Origin of the sequence: Nocardiopsis sp. N85, from assembly GCF_028882275.1 — a bacterium.
Lineage (GTDB): Bacteria > Actinomycetota > Actinomycetes > Streptosporangiales > Streptosporangiaceae > Nocardiopsis > Nocardiopsis lambiniae.
The window spans coordinates 34,692-50,242 of sequence record NZ_JARBUT010000002.1 but is presented as its reverse complement, the minus strand read 5'-3'; the positions used below and the strand labels follow the sequence as shown (position 1 = coordinate 50,242).

Sequence of the window (15,551 nt, the reverse complement as noted above, 5' to 3'; positions counted from 1 at the left end):
CCCCGGGGCCGTCCAGGGCACCCGGCGACACCCGGGACAATGGAGACGATGACGAATCTGGTCAACCTTCAGGACGTGTCCCTGGCCTACGGGCCCCTCGTGCTCCTCGACTCCGTGTCCCTCGGGGTCGACGAGGGCGAGCGCATCGGTGTGGTCGGCCGCAACGGCGGCGGAAAGTCCACGCTGATCTCCGTGCTGGCCGGGGCCCTGCCCCCCGATTCCGGTCGAGTGGTGCACAACCGCGGTCTGCGCGTGGGTTTCCTGCACCAGCGGGACGACTTCCCCGACAGCACCGTCGGGGCCTTCGTGCTGGGGGAGCGGGCCGAACACGAATGGGCCGGCGATGCCCGGCTCCGCGACATCCTGCGCGGCCTGCTCGGCGGCTGGGACCTGGACGCCCCCATGTCGGGGCTGTCCGGAGGCGAGCGCCGACGCTCCGGTCTGGCCCGCCTGCTGGTCGGCGACCACGACCTCATCGTCCTCGACGAGCCCACCAACCACCTCGACATCGAGGGCATCCACTGGCTCGCGGAGCACCTGCGCGGTCGTGCCGAGTCCCTCGTGGTCGTCACCCACGACCGCTGGTTCCTGGACGCCGTCACCACCCGCACCTGGGAGGTCGGGCGCGGCGCCGTCGAGCGCTACGAGGGCGGGTACGCCGCCTACGTGCTGGCCAAGGCCGAACGCGAGCGCCAGGCCGCCGTCTCCGAGGAGCGCCGCCAGAACCTCATGCGCAAGGAGCTGGCCTGGCTGCGCCGGGGCGCTCCCGCGCGCACCTCCAAGCCCAAGTTCCGCATCGAGGCGGCCAACCGTCTCATCGAGAACGAGCCACCGGCGCGCGACGCCGTCGAACTCGTGCGGTTCGCCAGCTCCCGACTCGGCAAGAGCGTCATCGACCTCAAGAACGTGACGGCGACCGTCCCCGGCCGCACCCTGCTCGACCACCTCACCTGGCAGCTCGGCCCGGGCGACCGGGTCGGCCTCGTCGGGGTCAACGGCGCCGGCAAGTCGACGCTGCTCAAGATCCTCGCCGAGGAACGGGCGCCCGACGGGGGCAACGTCCGCACCGGGCGCACCGTCAAGCTCGCCCACCTGTCGCAGAACGTCGTCGAACTCGACCCCGAGGCCCGGCCGCTCCAGGCCGTGATGGACGTGCGCGAGCACGTGACCATCGGCAAGCGCGACTACACCGCCAGCCAGATGCTGGAGCGCTTCGGGTTCCGCGGCGAACGCCAGTGGACCCCGATCGGCGACCTGTCCGGCGGTGAGCGCCGACGCCTCCAGCTCCTGCGGCTGCTCATGGACGAGCCCAACGTCCTGCTGCTCGACGAGCCCACCAACGACCTGGACATCGAGACCCTCACCGAGCTGGAGGACCTGCTCGACGGCTGGCCCGGCTCCATGGTGCTGGTCTCCCACGACCGCTACTTCCTGGAGCGGGTCACCGACAGGGTGCTGGCGCTCATGGGCGACGGGAGCCTGGCGTTCCTGCCCGGCGGCGTGGACGAGTACCTGGAACGGCGCGCGGGCGCCCTGGGCGAGGTCACCGTGCCCACACTGGGCGGAGAGCGTGCCGAGCCGGAGCCCGAGGTCCCCGCGGTGTCGGCGGCCGATCGCCGCGCGGCGCAGAAGGACATGCAGCGCATCGAGCGGCGCATGGACCGGATCGGCGTCCGGGAGGCCGAGCTGCACGAGCTGATGGCCGCCGCCGGGGACGACTACACCCGGCTCGCCGAACTGGACGCCGAGGCCAAGGCCCTGGCCGCGGAACGCGATCAGCTGGAGGAGGCCTGGCTCGAACAGGCCGAGACCGTCGGCGACTGACGGTGCCCGAAGGTCCCGTTCCGAGAAGAATCCCCGGGGGTCGGTGTGTTCGGGGGCCGGGACGGTTACCGTGGGCAGCATGGTCATGTGGGCTTCGGACAACCGTGCGGGGAAGGTGCGGGAGGGGTTGACCCTGCTGCTGTCCCAAGGGCTGATCGACGATTTCGAGATCCGTCCGGACGACGACCTGCCCTACCGGGTCACCATGCCGGTGGGGATCATCTCCCTGACCGAGCACCAGGTGGCGCACTTCCTGCTGGGCGCGGTCACCGCCCGCTTCGGTCCCCTCGCCCGCGACCGCGGCCCCGGAACCCCCTGACCGTCGACGGACACGGCGAAGGCGCCGGGGCCGTGGGGCTCCGGCGCCTTCGGTGGGGACGGGGTGGGGAAGGGGTCAGCGGACCAGGCCGGCGAACTCCTCGGCGATGACCGTCGCGCCCGCCTTGTTCGTGTGGATGTCCGGACCCAGGTCCGCGTTGCACATCCACGTGAAGTCGCAGATCGCCTTGAGGTTCGTGGGCATGGTGCCGTCGGTCGGCATGTCGAAGTCGGTGGAATCGAACGCCGCCTCCACGTCCGCCACGTCGATGTCCTCGGCGGCGTAGGCCGACCGCAGGGACTCGTTCATCGTCTCCAGGACGTCGGTGGCGTACCCGGCGAAGGTCGCGTCGAAGGGGATGTCCCCCTCGACCTCGCCCAGGCGCGGACCCTCGTCGACCGAGGCGGACTCGGCGGGCTCGTCCGAACCCTCCTCCCCCTCTTCTTCGGCGTCCTCGTCCGTCTCGGGTTCGAGCAGCATCGCGGCCAGGAACGGGTTGTAGTAGGTCATCGCGATGATCTGGGTGTCCGGACCGGCCGCGGCGCGCAGGCGGGAGGCGATGACGGGGGTCTCCGTCTCGATGCGCTCCAACCCGTCGTCGACGCACTCGGTGTCGACCACGGGCCGGTCGCCGCCGGCCGTGCCGTCGAGGCCCCGCACGCAGCGGGTGAAGTTGTTGCCGCCGATGGTCAGGGTGACCAGGTCGACCCGGCCCGCGTGCTCGGAGAGGAACCCCTCGGCGACCTCGATCTGCGAGCGGCCCTCGTAGAGGTCACCACAGTGGGGGATCCCGCCTTCGAGGAACGTGGTGGTGTCCTCACCACCGCAGCCGCCGCGTTCGTGGCGCAGGGTGGAGTCCGCGTCGTACAGGGTGCGGTACAGGATGTCCGTGTACCCGTCCGAGGTCTCCCCGGGGCCGTTCTCGCCCGGTTGCACACCGACCGTCAGCGAGTCGCCCAGCGAGAGGTAGTAGCGCTCCTCGGCCCCGGCCGGCCCACCATCGTCGCCGCCCGCACAGCCGGTCGCCGCCACGGCGGTCGCGGCGGCCGCGATCAGGGCGACGTACCGGACGTTCCACCGGATTCTCACAGTCGTTCTCCAACCAAGTGAAGCAAGGGATGCGCGCCCGGAGACGGACCCGGTGAGAGGACGGGTACCGCCGGGTAACAGACTTACCGACCGGAAGGTTCGGTGTCGAGGGGGGCCAAGAGGCATCTCAGTAACGATGCGAGGTGCTCGCGGTCCTCGGGGGGCATCGGGGTGAGGATCGTCTCCTCGTACCGCAGCAGCGACTCCAGCGCGGCGTCGATGCGCTCGGCGCCCTGGTCGGTCAGGCGCACCAGCACGCCTCGCTTGTCCGCCGGGTCGGGGCGGCGGCGGACCAGGCCGGCGGCGGCCAGCCGGTCGACGCGGTTGGTCATGGTCCCGGAGGTGACCAGGGTGGCGCGCAGCAGCCGACCGGGGCTCAGTTCGTAGGGCGGGCCGGAACGGCGCAGTTCGGCCAGTACGTCGAACTCCCAGGGTTCCAGGGAGTGCTCGGTGAACACCGTCCGCCGGGCCCGGTCCAGGTGTCGGGCGAGCCGGGACACACGACTGAGCACCTCCAGTGGCGTCACGTCCACGTCCGGGCGTTCGGAGCGCCACGCCTCGATCAGCCCATCCACCTCATCGCGCATGGACCCAGCATATCTCTTGACATCAAGATAGTGGGGCGGGTATGCGACGCACACCCGCCCCACGAGAGATTCCGTGCCTCGGAGCGCGCTCAGCGGCTCCGCTTGGTCCGCAGCCTCGGCTTGGCCTCCAGACTCGACAGGCCGTTCCACGCCAGGTTGACCAGGTGCGCCGCCACCACCTCGCGCTTGGGCCTGCGCACCTCCAGCCACCACTGTCCGGTCAGCGCCCACATGCCCACCAGGGCCTGGGCGTACATCGGGGCGAGCGCGGGGTCGTAGCCCCGCTCGGCGAACTCGTCCACCATGATGTACTCGACCTGGCTGGCGATGTCGTTGATCAGGCTCGCGAAACTCCCCGTGCCGGAGGCCACGTGCGAGTCACGGGTGAGCACCCGGAACCCGACCGTGTTCTCTTCCACATAACGCAGCAGGGCCAGAGCCGCCTTCTCGATCTTGTTGCGCGCGCTGTCGGCGCCGAGAGCCTCCGAGACCATGCCCACCAGGGCGCGCATCTCCTGGTCGACGACGACCGCGTAGAGGCCCTCCTTGCCGCCGAAGTGCTCGTACACCACGGGCTTCGACACACCCGCGCGCGCGGCGATCTCCTCCACGGAGGTCGCGTCGAACCCGCGTTCGGCGAACAGTGCCCGACCGATCTCCAGCAACTGTCGCCGACGCTCTTCGCCCGTCATGCGCTTACGGCGCACACGGACCCTCTGTTCGCTGTCGGCTGCTCCCATTATGGTTCGGAATCCTAGACGCTGACCCGCTTGGCGGCGAGCCGTTCGTTGTCGGGCCAGCGCACCTTGGTCGCCCAGCCGAACTTCTCGAAGACCCAGATGACGCGGGCGGAGATGTCGATCTGGCCCTTGAACACACCGTGCCGGGCGCAGGTCGGGTCGGCGTGGTGCAGGTTGTGCCAGGACTCGCCGAACGAGGGGATGGCCAGCCACCACACGTTGCGGGAGCGGTCGCGCACCTCGAAGTTCTCCTCGCCGATGGTGTGGCAGATGGAGTTGATCGACCAGGTGACGTGGTGCAGCACGGCCACGCGGACCAGGCTCGCCCAGAAGAACGCGGTGAGCGCGCCCCACCACGACATGGTGACCAGACCGCCGATGAGGGCGGGGGCGCCCAGGGAGAAGAGCACGATCGGCAGGAACAGCTTGTCGACCAGGACGATGTCCTTGTCCTTCAGCAGGTCCGGGGCGAACCGGCGCGGAGAGGTCTTCTTGTCGTCCAGGTACATCCACGCCATGTGCGCGTAGTAGAGGCCCTTGGCGACGGACTTCCAGTCGTCGCCGAACCGCCACGGCGAGTGCGGGTCGCCCTCGGCGTCGGAGTACTTGTGGTGGCGGCGGTGGTCGGCGACCCACTTGATGACGCTGCCCTCGATGGCCATCGAGCCGGCGATCGCCATCGCGATCTTGAGCGGGCGGTTGGCCCGGAAGGAGCCGTGGGTGAAGTACCGGTGGAACCCGACCGTGATGCCGAGGCCGCTGATCACGTAGAAGACGCCGGCGATGGCGATGTCGAGCAGGCTCAGGCCCCAGCCCCAGAAGAACGGCACGGTGGCCAGCAGGGCGATGAGCGGGATGAACACGAAGGCGAACACCGTGAAGCGTTCGGCGCGTCCGCGCAGTTCCGGCTCGTACTCGGGGATGGGAGTGCGCTTGGAAGCGCCCTCCGATGTTGTGGCCGACCCATGGGTGGGCAGCTCGGGAGTGGCGGTCATGGTGGTCCCTACCTCGTCGTCAACGGCAACGTCGTCGGTGGCCAGGACCGCGTGACACGGAACACGGGGATCCGTCGCGATGACCCGACCTATACCTACGTAACCGTAACCTACGAACCCGTAGGTTTGGCAAGGGCCATGCGGAAGGCGCTATCTTGGTGACCGTCACGCAGTCGCGGCGCATCCGCGCCCGACGTGTTCCCGGATGATGTAATCGGCAGCATGTGGGGTTTTGGTCCCCATCGTCCAGGTTCGAGCCCTGGTCCGGGAGCCGATGGTCACGGCCCGCGATCCCCCGGAGCGGCGTACATCACAGCCCTACCCGAAAACCGGGCCGGTACGCGGAGAGCGATCGCACGCCTTTCCCGGGACGGCCATGGCCACCGCTGCGGGCCTGTGACACGGATGTATCCTTCCCATGTCGGCCGCACGACGGTGCCGGCCGCGCTCGGCATGCGGGTCGCCCCGCCGGAACGCCGACCGCGAGAACGTCTTCTTCTTAGCCAGCTATCACGAGGGGTCTCCTCCAGTGAGCGTGAACCGCCCGGCTGCCGTCATCGTCCTCGCCGCAGGCGAGGGCACCCGGATGAAGTCCCGGCTCCCCAAGATGCTCCACGAGATCGGTGGTCGCAGTCTGGTCGGCCACGTGCTGGCCGCCGCCCGCGAACTCGATCCGCTGCACACCGTCGTGGTCCTCGGGCACGCTCGTGACCGCGTCGGCGCACACCTGGAGGAGATCGCCCCCGAGGTCCTCACCACGGTCCAGGAGGAGCAGAAGGGCACCGGCCACGCGGTGCGCACCGCCCTGGAGGACCTGGCCGGCCGGGGCATCGAGCCCACCGGTACGGTCGTGCTCACCTGTGGCGACACCCCGCTCCTGCGCGGTTCCACGCTCGCCGACCTGGTCTCCTTCCATGAGAAGGAGGGCAACGCCGTCACGGTGCTGTCGGCCCGCGTCCCCGACCCCCACGGCTACGGACGCATCGTCCGCGGTGCCGACGGCGACTTCACCGCCATCGTCGAGCACGCCGACGCCACCCCCGAGCAGCTCGCCGTCGACGAGATCAACTCCGGCATGTACGCCTTCGACGGCTCCCTGCTGGCCTCCGTCGTCCAGCGCCTGAACAGCGACAACGCCAAGGGTGAGGAGTACATCACCGACGTGGTGGGACTCCTGCGCGGCGACGGCCACCGGGTCGGCGCCCGGATCGCCCGGGACGCCGACGAGGTCCAGGGCGTCAACAACCGCGTCCACCTCGCCGAGGCCCGCCGGCTCCTCAACGACCGCGTCCTGAACGAGCACATGCTCGCCGGCGTCACGGTCGTGGACCCCGCCACGACCTGGATCGACGTTCAGGTGCGCGTCGGCCGCGACACCCTCATCGAGCCGGGGAGCCGCCTGCGCGGCGCCACCGTCATCGGCGAGGACGCCGTCGTCGGCCCCGGCGCGGACCTGACGGACACCCTCGTGGGCGACGGCGCCACGGTCCGCCACACCACCGCGGACCGGGCCGAGATCGGGCCCGAGGCCACCGTCGGCCCCTACACCTACCTCCGGCCGGGCACCCGCCTGGCCGACCGGAGCAAGGCCGGTGCGTTCGTCGAGATCAAGAACGCGAACGTCGGCACCGGCTCCAAGATCCCGCATCTGACCTACGTCGGCGACGCCGACATCGGCGTCGGCAGCAACATCGGCTGCTCGTCGGTGTTCGTCAACTACGACGGGGTCCACAAGTCCCGGAGCGTCATCGGCGACCACGTGCGCATCGGCAGCGACAACACCATCGTCGCTCCGGTCACCGTGGGCGACGGGGCCTACTCCGGGGCCGGGAGCGTGATCCGGGACGACGTCCCGCCCGGCGCGCTCGCCGTGTCCGAAGGACACCGGCAGCGCAACGTGGAGGGGTGGACCGTGCGCAAGCGCTCGGGCACCGCCTCGGCGGAGGCGGCGGAGAGGGCCCTTTCGGCCGAAGACGCCGAGCGGTACAGAGCCGGCGACCAGTAGTGACTGTGGGGGAGAAACGCGTGACCGGGATGAAGGCCACCGGCCAGAAGAACCTGATGTTGTTCTCGGGGCGTACGCACCCGAGCCTGGCCGAGGAGGTCGCGAAGGAACTGGGGATCGATGTGGTCCCCACCCGGTTCGACACCTTCGCCAACGGCGAGATCTTCATCCGTTACCTGGAGTCGGTCCGCGGGTCCGACGCCTTCGTCATCCAGGCGCACTCCGACCCGATCAACGAGTCGATCATGGAGCAGTTGATCATGGTGGACGCGCTCAAGCGCGCCTCCGCCAAACGGATCACCGTGGTCACCCCGTTCTTCGGGTACGCGCGCCAGGACAAGAAGCACCGCGGCCGCGAGCCCATCTCGGCCCGCCTGATGACCGACCTGTTCCGCACCGCCGGCGCCGACCGCATGATGGCCGTCGACCTGCACACGGACCAGATCCAGGGCTTCTTCGACGGACCGGTGGACCACCTGTTCGCGCTGCCGATCCTGGCGGACCACATCGCGAACCGGGTCGACCGCTCCGAGATCACCGTGGTCTCCCCCGACGCCGGTCGGGTGCGCACCGCCGACCGCTGGGCCGACCGGCTGGGCGCCCCGCTGGCGATCATCCACAAGCGCCGCGACCCGGACGTGGCCAACCAGGTCCGTGTCCACGAGGTCGTCGGTACGGTCAAGGACCGGGTGTGCGTGCTGGTGGACGACATGATCGACACCGGCGGCACCATCGTGAAGGCCGCCGATGCCCTCTTCGAGCAGGGCGCCAAGCAGGTCCTGGTGGCCGCCACGCACGGTGTGCTGTCCGGCCCGGCCGCCGAGCGCCTCCAGAACTCGCCCATCTCCGAGGTGGTCATCACCAACTCGCTGCCCGTGCCCGAGTCGCGTTCCTTCGAGAAGCTCACGCAGTTGTCGATCGCGCCGCTCGTGGCGCGCGCGATCAGCGAGGTCTTCACCGACGGTTCGGTGACGAGCCTGTTCGAGTAGGACCTCGCGCGGGTGGGGGATCCGCCCGGATCCCCCACCCGCGCGTCCGTTCCCCCACCGACACGCCGGTCCCGGTCGTTGCGCGGCCGGTGACGGAACGTCGGTGGGGTGTGTTCGGAGTCGTCGGCGGAGCCAGTAGACTTGGCCGAGTGTCCCCGTTGCCCGAGCGGAGCCTCGTTCGGCTTCGTGAGGACGCGCGGGCAGGGGTGCGCGACGAGCGTTCCCGGGCCGGACGGGTCCGGTGACGGCTCGCCGGGCACGCCTGGAACCAGGGCGGTCGCGTCCCCTACCGGGGAGACCCCGCCACTGACCCGCCCGAGAGCGGGAATCGTTCGTACTACTGGAGTCGTGTTCCCCGTGCTGCGGGGTTGAACCCGAGGAGTTTTGTCGTGTCCGAGGTACGTATCGCTGCCGAGCCCCGCACGGAATTCGGCAAGGGCGCCTCCCGTCGCGCCCGCCGCGCGGGTAAGGTGCCGGCCGTCCTCTACGGCCACGGCACCGAGCCCCGCCACCTGAACCTGCCGGGCCACGAGCTCATGCTCGCCCTGAAGACCCCCAACGTCCTGCTGCGTCTGGAGGGCCTGGACAAGGACAACCTCGCCCTGCCCAAGAGCGTTCAGCGCGACGCCATCAAGGGCTTCCTGGAGCACGTCGACCTGCTGGTCGTCTCCAAGGGCGAGAAGGTCGAGGTCGAGATCTCCGTCAACCTGGTCGGTGAGATCAAGGGCGCCGGTGTGCTCACTCAGGAGCTCGTCACCGTGACCGTCGAGGCCGAGGCCACCCACATCCCGGAGGGCATCGAGTTCGACATCGACGGCTTGGAGATCGGCACCGTCGTGACCGCCGCCGAACTGAAGCTGCCCGCCGGTTCCATCCTGGTGACCGAGCCCGAGGCCATCGTCCTCAACGTCTCCGCCCCGCGCGTCGAGGAGGAGGGCGCCTCCGAGGGTGAGGCCGCCGAGGGCGAGACCGCGGCGTCCGCCGCCGAGTAGTCCCAGCGCGTACATCACACCGAGCGTGCGGTTCTCCGGAGCCGCGCGCTCGGTGTTTTCTCTGTAGGCTCGCCCCCATGTGGGGATGGTGGAGGAAGAACGACATGGCGGAGACCGAGCGTCGGCTGGTCGTCGGCCTGGGCAACCCCGGCCCCAAGTACGCGGGGAACCGGCACAACGCCGGTTTCATGGTGGTGGACGCCCTCGCCGGAACGGAGCGCTGGAAGGCGCACAAGGCGCACGCCGAGGCGGTGGAGACCCGTCTGGACGGCGTGCCGGTGGTGCTGGCCAAGCCGCGCACCTACATGAACCTGTCCGGGGGGCCGGTGTCGGCGCTGGCCGCGTTCTACAAGATCCCCTTGGACCGGGTCATCGTCGTGCACGACGAGATGGACATCGACTTCGGTGCCCTGAAGTTGAAGAAGGGCGGCGGCTCGGGCGGGCACAACGGGCTCAAGTCCGTCACCGCGTCCCTGGGCGGGCCGGGCTACGTCCGGGTCCGTTTCGGGGTGGGCCGTCCCCCGGGCCGCATGGACCCGGCGGCGTACGTGCTGCGCGACTTCTCCTCGACCGAGCGCGCCGAGCTGGATCTCAACGTGGAGCGCGCCGCCGACGCGGTGCGCGTTCTCCTGGCCGACGGCCTGGAGCGGGCCCAGAACATCTACCACACCGCCGTCTGACGCCGGCGGCGAACGGGAGGGGCCGCGTGGGGATCCCCACGCGGCCCCTCCCCGCGTCCGGCGGCACCCGCCCGGGTCAGCGGTGGCGGACCGGCGCCAGCAGCCGCCAGGCGACCGCGGCGGACTCCTCGGCGCCCGGCCCCGGTCCCTCCTGCCCGACCCGGGAGGTGAGCAGGGCGACCAGTCCCCCCGCCAGGTGGGAGCTCAGTGCCCGGTCCGGGACGCCGTCGGTGCCCGGTGGCCTGGCCCCCGTCGCGAACCGCTCCTCCAGCTCCCGGGCCACGCTCGCGCGCAGCCGGTGGGCGAAGTCGCCCGCCAGCAGCGTCCGGTAGAGGGATCCGTGTTCGATGACGTGGGCGAACAGGTCCACCAGTGGGGCCGGCGCCCCGTCGGTGGGGGCCTCCAGCGGACACAGCGCGGCGCAGCGCGCCGCGTGCGCGAGCGCGCCCTCCATGGCGTCGGCCACCAGCGCGTCGATGTCGGCGTAGTGCTGGTAGACGGTGGCGCGGTTGATCCCCGCCTCGCGGGCCACGGCGGACACGGTGATGCGCTCGGGCGGGGTGTCGGCGAGCAGGGACAGGAGCGCGGTGCGCAGTCCGGCGCGGGTGCGACGGGCGCGCGGGTCGTCGGGGTTCACGCGCCCAGTGTACGACGTGCGTCGCTTAAGTAATATCTGTTGCTTAGTTGACAGGTGTTGCTTAGTCTCTCCGTATGAGCATGCGACTGGAGATCTGGGCGGACGTGGTCTGCCCCTGGGCGTACATCGGCAAGCGGAGGGTGGAGCGGACTCTGGCCGCGCACGGCGGGGAACCGGTGGAGGTGCTCTGGCGGCCCTACCGCATCGACCCCACCGCCCCGGAGGAGGCCCGGCCGCTGGACGGGCTGCTGCGCGACCCCTTCGTGGACGAGGCGTTGCGCGCGTGCGCCCCCCACCTCACCCCGGCGCAGAACCGGGTTCGGGTGGCCGAGGTGGCCGCGGCCGAGGGCTTCCCCCGGTGGGGCGCCGCCTGGCACGTGAGCTCCCACGACGCCCACCGGCTCCTCCACCTGGCCGAGCGCGAGGGGGGACCGGCACTCCAGAACGCCGTGGCCGAGGAGATCATGCGGGCCCACTTCGTCGACGCCGAGGACATCGGCACCGCGGAGGTCCTGGAGGGTGCCGCCGACCGGGCGGGCTTCGCCGACGGCGGCCGCCTGCTCCGGGCGGGGGAGGGTGGCGGGGAGGTGCGCGAGCTGCTGCTGCGCGGCCGGGCCCGGGGCGTGCGCACCTCGCCGACCCTGCTCGTCGGCGACCTGGCGCTGGAGGGCGCCTGCCACCCGGAGGAGATCGCCGGGTTCCTGGAACGGGCCGGGGAGCGGTCGGTGTGGAGTCCGCCCGCGGAGGTGGAGCGGCTGCGGCTGGCCGAGGCGCTGGTGGAGAAGGACCCCCTGGGCGCGCTCACCCTGTTGGAGCCGCTGCTGGCCGAGCACGGCGGGGACCGGGGCGTACGCCTGGTGGCGGCCAGGGCACGGCTGCGCTCCGCGCAGGTGGGGCGGGCCCGGAAGGAGCTGGAGATCCTGGTGGCGGAGGCCCCTGACGACGCCCACGCCCGACGACTGCTGGCGAGCGCGCTGCGCCGGGGCGGTGAGCCCGGAGCGGCGGAGACGCAGCTTCGGTTGGCGGACGCGATGGCCGGGAGCTGAGGCGGGTTTCGGTCAGGACATTGCAGGGACCTTTATGACCCTTCCTTGACACGTTGAGTGACGCCGGTTGGTCTCAAGCGGGATACATTCTCGGGCCGACCGGCCTCTCTTTGCCGACAGTCGGCAACTCAGCGCGACTTTTCCACTACTTTTGGTTACGATCCAGGGCGTCGACCCTGAACCCATCGCCATCGCCGCACCCCGCTCACACCCTCCTTGGTGGGTTCTGTACGGCTGGAGGCGATGACTGGAAGTAATGATTTTCGGACGCGCGCAGGTCTTGGGGGACACATGGTCGCAAACAGTGGGGTGAAAGAGGTTCGCGAGCGGCCGGCGGTACTGGCCGCCGGTGTCGTGGGCGATACGGCCGTCATGCCGGTGATCCGGGCCCTGCCCGCACCGCCCAAGGCCTGGACCCGCTCCTACGTCGCCGGTCTGGTCCTGTTCGACCTGCTCTGCGCCCTCGGTGCGGGTCTGATCGGAACCACGGTCCGCTTCCACGGCGCGCTGACCGCGGCCACCACCATCCCCTACCTGTGGTTCTCCCTGGCACTGCCGGCCGTGTGGGGCCTGTTCATCTACCTGTCGGGCGGGTACGCGCGCCGTTTCATCGGGGTGGGCACCGAGGAGTACCGACGCGTCGCCGTCGCCGGCCTCACCCTGGCGGCCTCGGCCGCCATCGTCGCCTACGCCGTCAAGTTCGACCTGGCCCGGGGGTACGTGCTCCTCACCCTGCCCGTGGTGGTGTTCGCCACTCTCGCCCTGCGGTACGCCCGCCGCAAGGCGCTGCACCGCCGGCGCCGTTCCGGCGAGTGCATGAACGGGGTCGTCGTGGTCGGCCACCGGGTGGCCGCCGGTGACCTCATCCGGCGCTTCCGCGACGAGGCCTACCACGGTATGCGGGTGGTGGGCGTCTGTCTGCCCGAACACGAGCTGGGGGAGGGCCTCGCCGAGATCGAGGACTGCCCCGTCCTGGGTTCCTTCCGCGGCGCCGCCGACGCCGCCGCGCTGGTCGGCGCCGGTACCGTCGCCGTCCTGGCCTGCCCCGAGATGGACGGCGTCGAACTGCGCCGACTGGCCTGGCGGCTGGAGAAGACCGACACCGAGCTCATCGTCGCCTCCGCCCTCATGGAGGTCGCCGGCCCGCGCACCACGATCCGTCCGGTCGCCGGGCTCCCCCTGCTGCACGTCGAACATCCCGAGCTCGTCGGAGCGCGCCGCCTCCTCAAGGGGGTCTTCGACCGCTGCGCCGCCGTGCTGGCCCTGATCCTGCTGTCCCCGCTGTTCATGGCGCTGGCCGCGCTCATCCGGATGGAGGACGGAGGACCGGTGTTCTTCACCCAGACGCGCGTAGGGCGGGGTGGCTCCGAGTTCACCGTGTACAAGTTCCGTACCATGGTGGTCGGGGCCGACGCGTTGAAGGCGGCGCTGCGGTCCCGCAACGAGCACGACGGTGTGCTTTTCAAGATGCGACGCGACCCCAGGGTGACCTCGGTCGGGGCATGGTTGCGCCGGTACTCGCTCGATGAGCTTCCCCAGCTCGTCAACGTGGCCCGGGGCGAGATGTCCCTGGTCGGCCCGAGGCCGCCGCTTCCGGAGGAGGTCGCCCGATACGGGCACGACGTCCGCCGCAGGTTGGTGGTCAAACCCGGGCTGACGGGGCTGTGGCAGGTCAGCGGACGGTCCGATCTCTCCTGGGAGGAATCGGTCCGCCTGGATCTGCGCTACGTGGAAAACTGGTCGCTGACGTTGGACATCCAGATCCTGTGGAAGACGTGGTCAGCGGTGATCCGTGGGGCGGGGGCGTACTGAGCCGGTGAAGAACATCCGAGACGACCATGAGGTGGCCCGCGATCTGGCGAGCGAGGCCGGTCAGCTGCTGCTGCGCCTGCGCGCCCGGCACGGTTTCGACGAGCCCGACGTGCTGCGCACGCTCGGGGACCGGACCTCCCACGAGTTCCTGTTCTCCGCGCTCGGGCGGTTGCGTCCCAGCGACGCGGTGCTCTCCGAGGAGGGCGTGGACGACCCGGCCCGGCTGCGGGCGCGTCGGGTGTGGATCATCGACCCGCTCGACGGCACCCGTGAGTTCGCCGAGGCCGGCCGGGTCGACTGGGCCGTGCACGTGGCCCTGTGGGAGAACGGCGAACTGGTCGCCGGGGCGGTGTCGCTGCCCGCCCAGGGCAGCACGCTGTCGACGGTCGACCCGCCCTGGCTGCCCGAGGAGCGTCCGGCCGGACAGCGGCTGCGGATCACGGTGAGCCGTTCCCGTCCGCCGGCCTTCGCGCAACGGATGGCCACCCAGTTGGGCGCCGAACTGGTCCCCATGGGTTCGGCGGGCGCCAAGATCTGCTCGGTGCTGCTCGGCATGGCCGACATCTACGTGCACGCCGGTGGTCAGTACGAGTGGGACACGGCGGCGCCCGTGGCGGTGGCCACGGCCGCCGGGCTGCACGCCTCCCGCGTCGACGGCTCGCCCCTGCGCTATAACGTGGCCGACCCGCTACTCCCCGATGTCCTTGTATGCCGATCGGAATTGTCGGGTATGTTGTTGGCTAGCATCCGCGACGGCGCGGACCTGGACAGCGCCGGTCCGCACGCGGGGGGCTAGACGACAGGCCCCCGCCGTCGGTCGAACCGGTGCCCCCAGCGGTATCTCTAAGGCGGATTCATGGGTCAGGCGAGTCAGCAGGCGCCCGGACGCTACCAGCTCTCACAGCTGGACGTTCTGGAGGCCGAGGCGATCTTCATCATGCGCGAGGTGGCCGCGGAGTTCGAGCGGCCGGTGCTGCTCTTCTCCGGCGGCAAGGACTCCATCGTCATGCTCCGACTCGCCGAGAAGGCCTTCTGGCCCGGCGCCGTCCCGTTCCCGGTCATGCACGTCGACACCGGGCACAACTTTCCCGAGGTCATCGACTTCCGCGACCGTCGGGTGGCCGAGGCCGGGGTGCGCCTGGTCGTCGCCTCCGTCCAGGAGCAGATCGACGCGGGCAAGGTCGTCGAGTCCACCGGCCGCTGGGCCAGCCGCAACCGGCTCCAGACCGCCGCGCTGCTGGAGGCCATCGAGGACCACGGGTTCGACGCCGCCTTCGGCGGCGCCCGCCGCGACGAGGAGAAGGCCCGCGCCAAGGAGCGCGTCTTCTCCTTCCGGGACGAGTTCGGCCAGTGGGACCCCAAGAACCAGCGCCCCGAGCTGTGGAGCGTGTACAACACCCGCATCGCCCGGGGCGAGCACATCCGGGTCTTCCCCATCTCCAACTGGACCGAGCTGGACGTGTGGGCCTACATCCAGCGGGAGCGCCTGGAGCTGCCCTCCATCTACTTCGCCCACGAGCGCAGCGTGTTCGAACGCGACGGCATCCTGCTCGCCGACTCGCCGCTCATCGCACGCGACGACACCGAGGTCCCCTTCACCGAGACCGTGCGCTACCGCACCGTCGGCGACCTCACCTGCACCGGGGCGGTCAAGTCGACCGCCGTGGAACTCGACGACATCATCGCCGAGATCGCCGCGACCCGGATCACCGAGCGCGGACAGACCAGGGCCGACGACCGTGCCAGCGAGGCGGCCATGGAGGACCGCAAGCGCGAGGGCTACTTCTAGGGCGTGTCCCGCGGACACCCGCCCACCCTCCCCTCCTTCGGCCGCAC

Annotated in this window: 15 protein-coding genes; 10 read left to right on the top strand and 5 right to left on the bottom strand. The window is 70.6% G+C overall.

Annotated elements, in window-relative coordinates:
* Window positions 1-48: 48 nt before the first annotated feature.
* Together PWG71_RS04240 and PWG71_RS04235 are read left to right on the top strand one after the other, a co-directional pair.
* Window positions 49-1,824 carry an ABC-F family ATP-binding cassette domain-containing protein gene (locus tag PWG71_RS04240; RefSeq protein WP_274808180.1) on the top strand — a complete coding sequence of 592 codons (1,776 nt, stop codon included), beginning with the start codon at window positions 49-51 and terminating at the stop codon, window positions 1,822-1,824.
* A gap of 79 nt (window positions 1,825-1,903) precedes the next feature.
* On the top strand, window positions 1,904-2,143 hold the full coding sequence (locus PWG71_RS04235) for a hypothetical protein (protein WP_274808179.1): 240 nt from the start codon (window positions 1,904-1,906) through the stop codon (window positions 2,141-2,143).
* A 75-nt stretch (window positions 2,144-2,218) separates the two neighbouring features.
* Here PWG71_RS04235 and PWG71_RS04230 read toward each other — a convergent pair whose 3' ends face one another.
* The 4 genes from PWG71_RS04230 to PWG71_RS04215 form a co-directional block, all read right to left on the bottom strand.
* A complete protein-coding gene (locus PWG71_RS04230) occupies window positions 2,219-3,232 on the bottom strand; it encodes a GDSL-type esterase/lipase family protein (RefSeq protein WP_274808178.1) in 1,014 nt (337 codons plus the stop codon).
* A gap of 83 nt (window positions 3,233-3,315) precedes the next feature.
* Window positions 3,316-3,819, bottom strand: a complete 504-nt coding sequence (locus PWG71_RS04225; RefSeq protein ID WP_274808177.1) for a MarR family winged helix-turn-helix transcriptional regulator — start codon at window positions 3,817-3,819, stop codon at window positions 3,316-3,318.
* Window positions 3,820-3,908: 89 nt separating this feature from the next.
* Window positions 3,909-4,559 carry a TetR/AcrR family transcriptional regulator gene (locus PWG71_RS04220; protein ID WP_274808176.1) on the bottom strand — a complete coding sequence of 217 codons (651 nt, stop codon included), beginning with the start codon at window positions 4,557-4,559 and terminating at the stop codon, window positions 3,909-3,911.
* Window positions 4,560-4,573: 14 nt separating this feature from the next.
* The gene (locus tag PWG71_RS04215; RefSeq protein ID WP_274808175.1) at window positions 4,574-5,554 is read right to left on the bottom strand and encodes an acyl-CoA desaturase; all 981 of its coding nucleotides are present in this window, start codon (window positions 5,552-5,554) and stop codon (window positions 4,574-4,576) included.
* 529 nt (window positions 5,555-6,083) lie between these two features.
* Here PWG71_RS04215 and glmU point away from each other — a divergent pair.
* From glmU to pth, 4 genes are all read left to right on the top strand, one after another.
* Window positions 6,084-7,559 (top strand): bifunctional UDP-N-acetylglucosamine diphosphorylase/glucosamine-1-phosphate N-acetyltransferase GlmU, encoded by a 1,476-nt coding sequence (glmU, locus tag PWG71_RS04210; protein ID WP_274808174.1) that lies wholly within the window; start codon window positions 6,084-6,086, stop codon window positions 7,557-7,559.
* 20 nt (window positions 7,560-7,579) lie between these two features.
* Window positions 7,580-8,548, top strand: a complete 969-nt coding sequence (locus PWG71_RS04205; protein ID WP_274808173.1) for a ribose-phosphate diphosphokinase — start codon at window positions 7,580-7,582, stop codon at window positions 8,546-8,548.
* Window positions 8,549-8,937: 389 nt separating this feature from the next.
* Window positions 8,938-9,540: a 50S ribosomal protein L25/general stress protein Ctc gene (locus PWG71_RS04200; protein ID WP_274808172.1), complete on the top strand. Its 603-nt coding sequence runs from the start codon at window positions 8,938-8,940 to the stop codon at window positions 9,538-9,540.
* A 77-nt stretch (window positions 9,541-9,617) separates the two neighbouring features.
* Window positions 9,618-10,220, top strand: coding sequence for an aminoacyl-tRNA hydrolase (pth, locus tag PWG71_RS04195; protein WP_274808171.1), 603 nt, complete (start codon window positions 9,618-9,620; stop codon window positions 10,218-10,220).
* Between the two features lie 76 nt (window positions 10,221-10,296).
* On the opposite strand, the gene PWG71_RS04190 is transcribed toward pth, so the two are convergent.
* Window positions 10,297-10,857, bottom strand: coding sequence for a TetR/AcrR family transcriptional regulator (locus PWG71_RS04190; protein ID WP_274808170.1), 561 nt, complete (start codon window positions 10,855-10,857; stop codon window positions 10,297-10,299).
* An 80-nt stretch (window positions 10,858-10,937) separates the two neighbouring features.
* Between PWG71_RS04190 and PWG71_RS04185 the strand changes: the two genes are divergently transcribed.
* From PWG71_RS04185 to cysD, 4 genes are all read left to right on the top strand, one after another.
* The gene (locus PWG71_RS04185; protein WP_274808471.1) at window positions 10,938-11,903 is read left to right on the top strand and encodes a DsbA family protein; all 966 of its coding nucleotides are present in this window, start codon (window positions 10,938-10,940) and stop codon (window positions 11,901-11,903) included.
* 372 nt (window positions 11,904-12,275) lie between these two features.
* A complete protein-coding gene (locus PWG71_RS04180) occupies window positions 12,276-13,715 on the top strand; it encodes a sugar transferase (RefSeq protein ID WP_274808470.1) in 1,440 nt (479 codons plus the stop codon).
* A 4-nt stretch (window positions 13,716-13,719) separates the two neighbouring features.
* On the top strand, window positions 13,720-14,511 hold the full coding sequence (locus PWG71_RS04175; protein WP_274808169.1) for a 3'(2'),5'-bisphosphate nucleotidase CysQ: 792 nt from the start codon (window positions 13,720-13,722) through the stop codon (window positions 14,509-14,511).
* A gap of 60 nt (window positions 14,512-14,571) precedes the next feature.
* Window positions 14,572-15,504 carry a sulfate adenylyltransferase subunit CysD gene (gene cysD / locus PWG71_RS04170; RefSeq protein WP_274808168.1) on the top strand — a complete coding sequence of 311 codons (933 nt, stop codon included), beginning with the start codon at window positions 14,572-14,574 and terminating at the stop codon, window positions 15,502-15,504.
* Window positions 15,505-15,551: the final 47 nt, after the last annotated feature.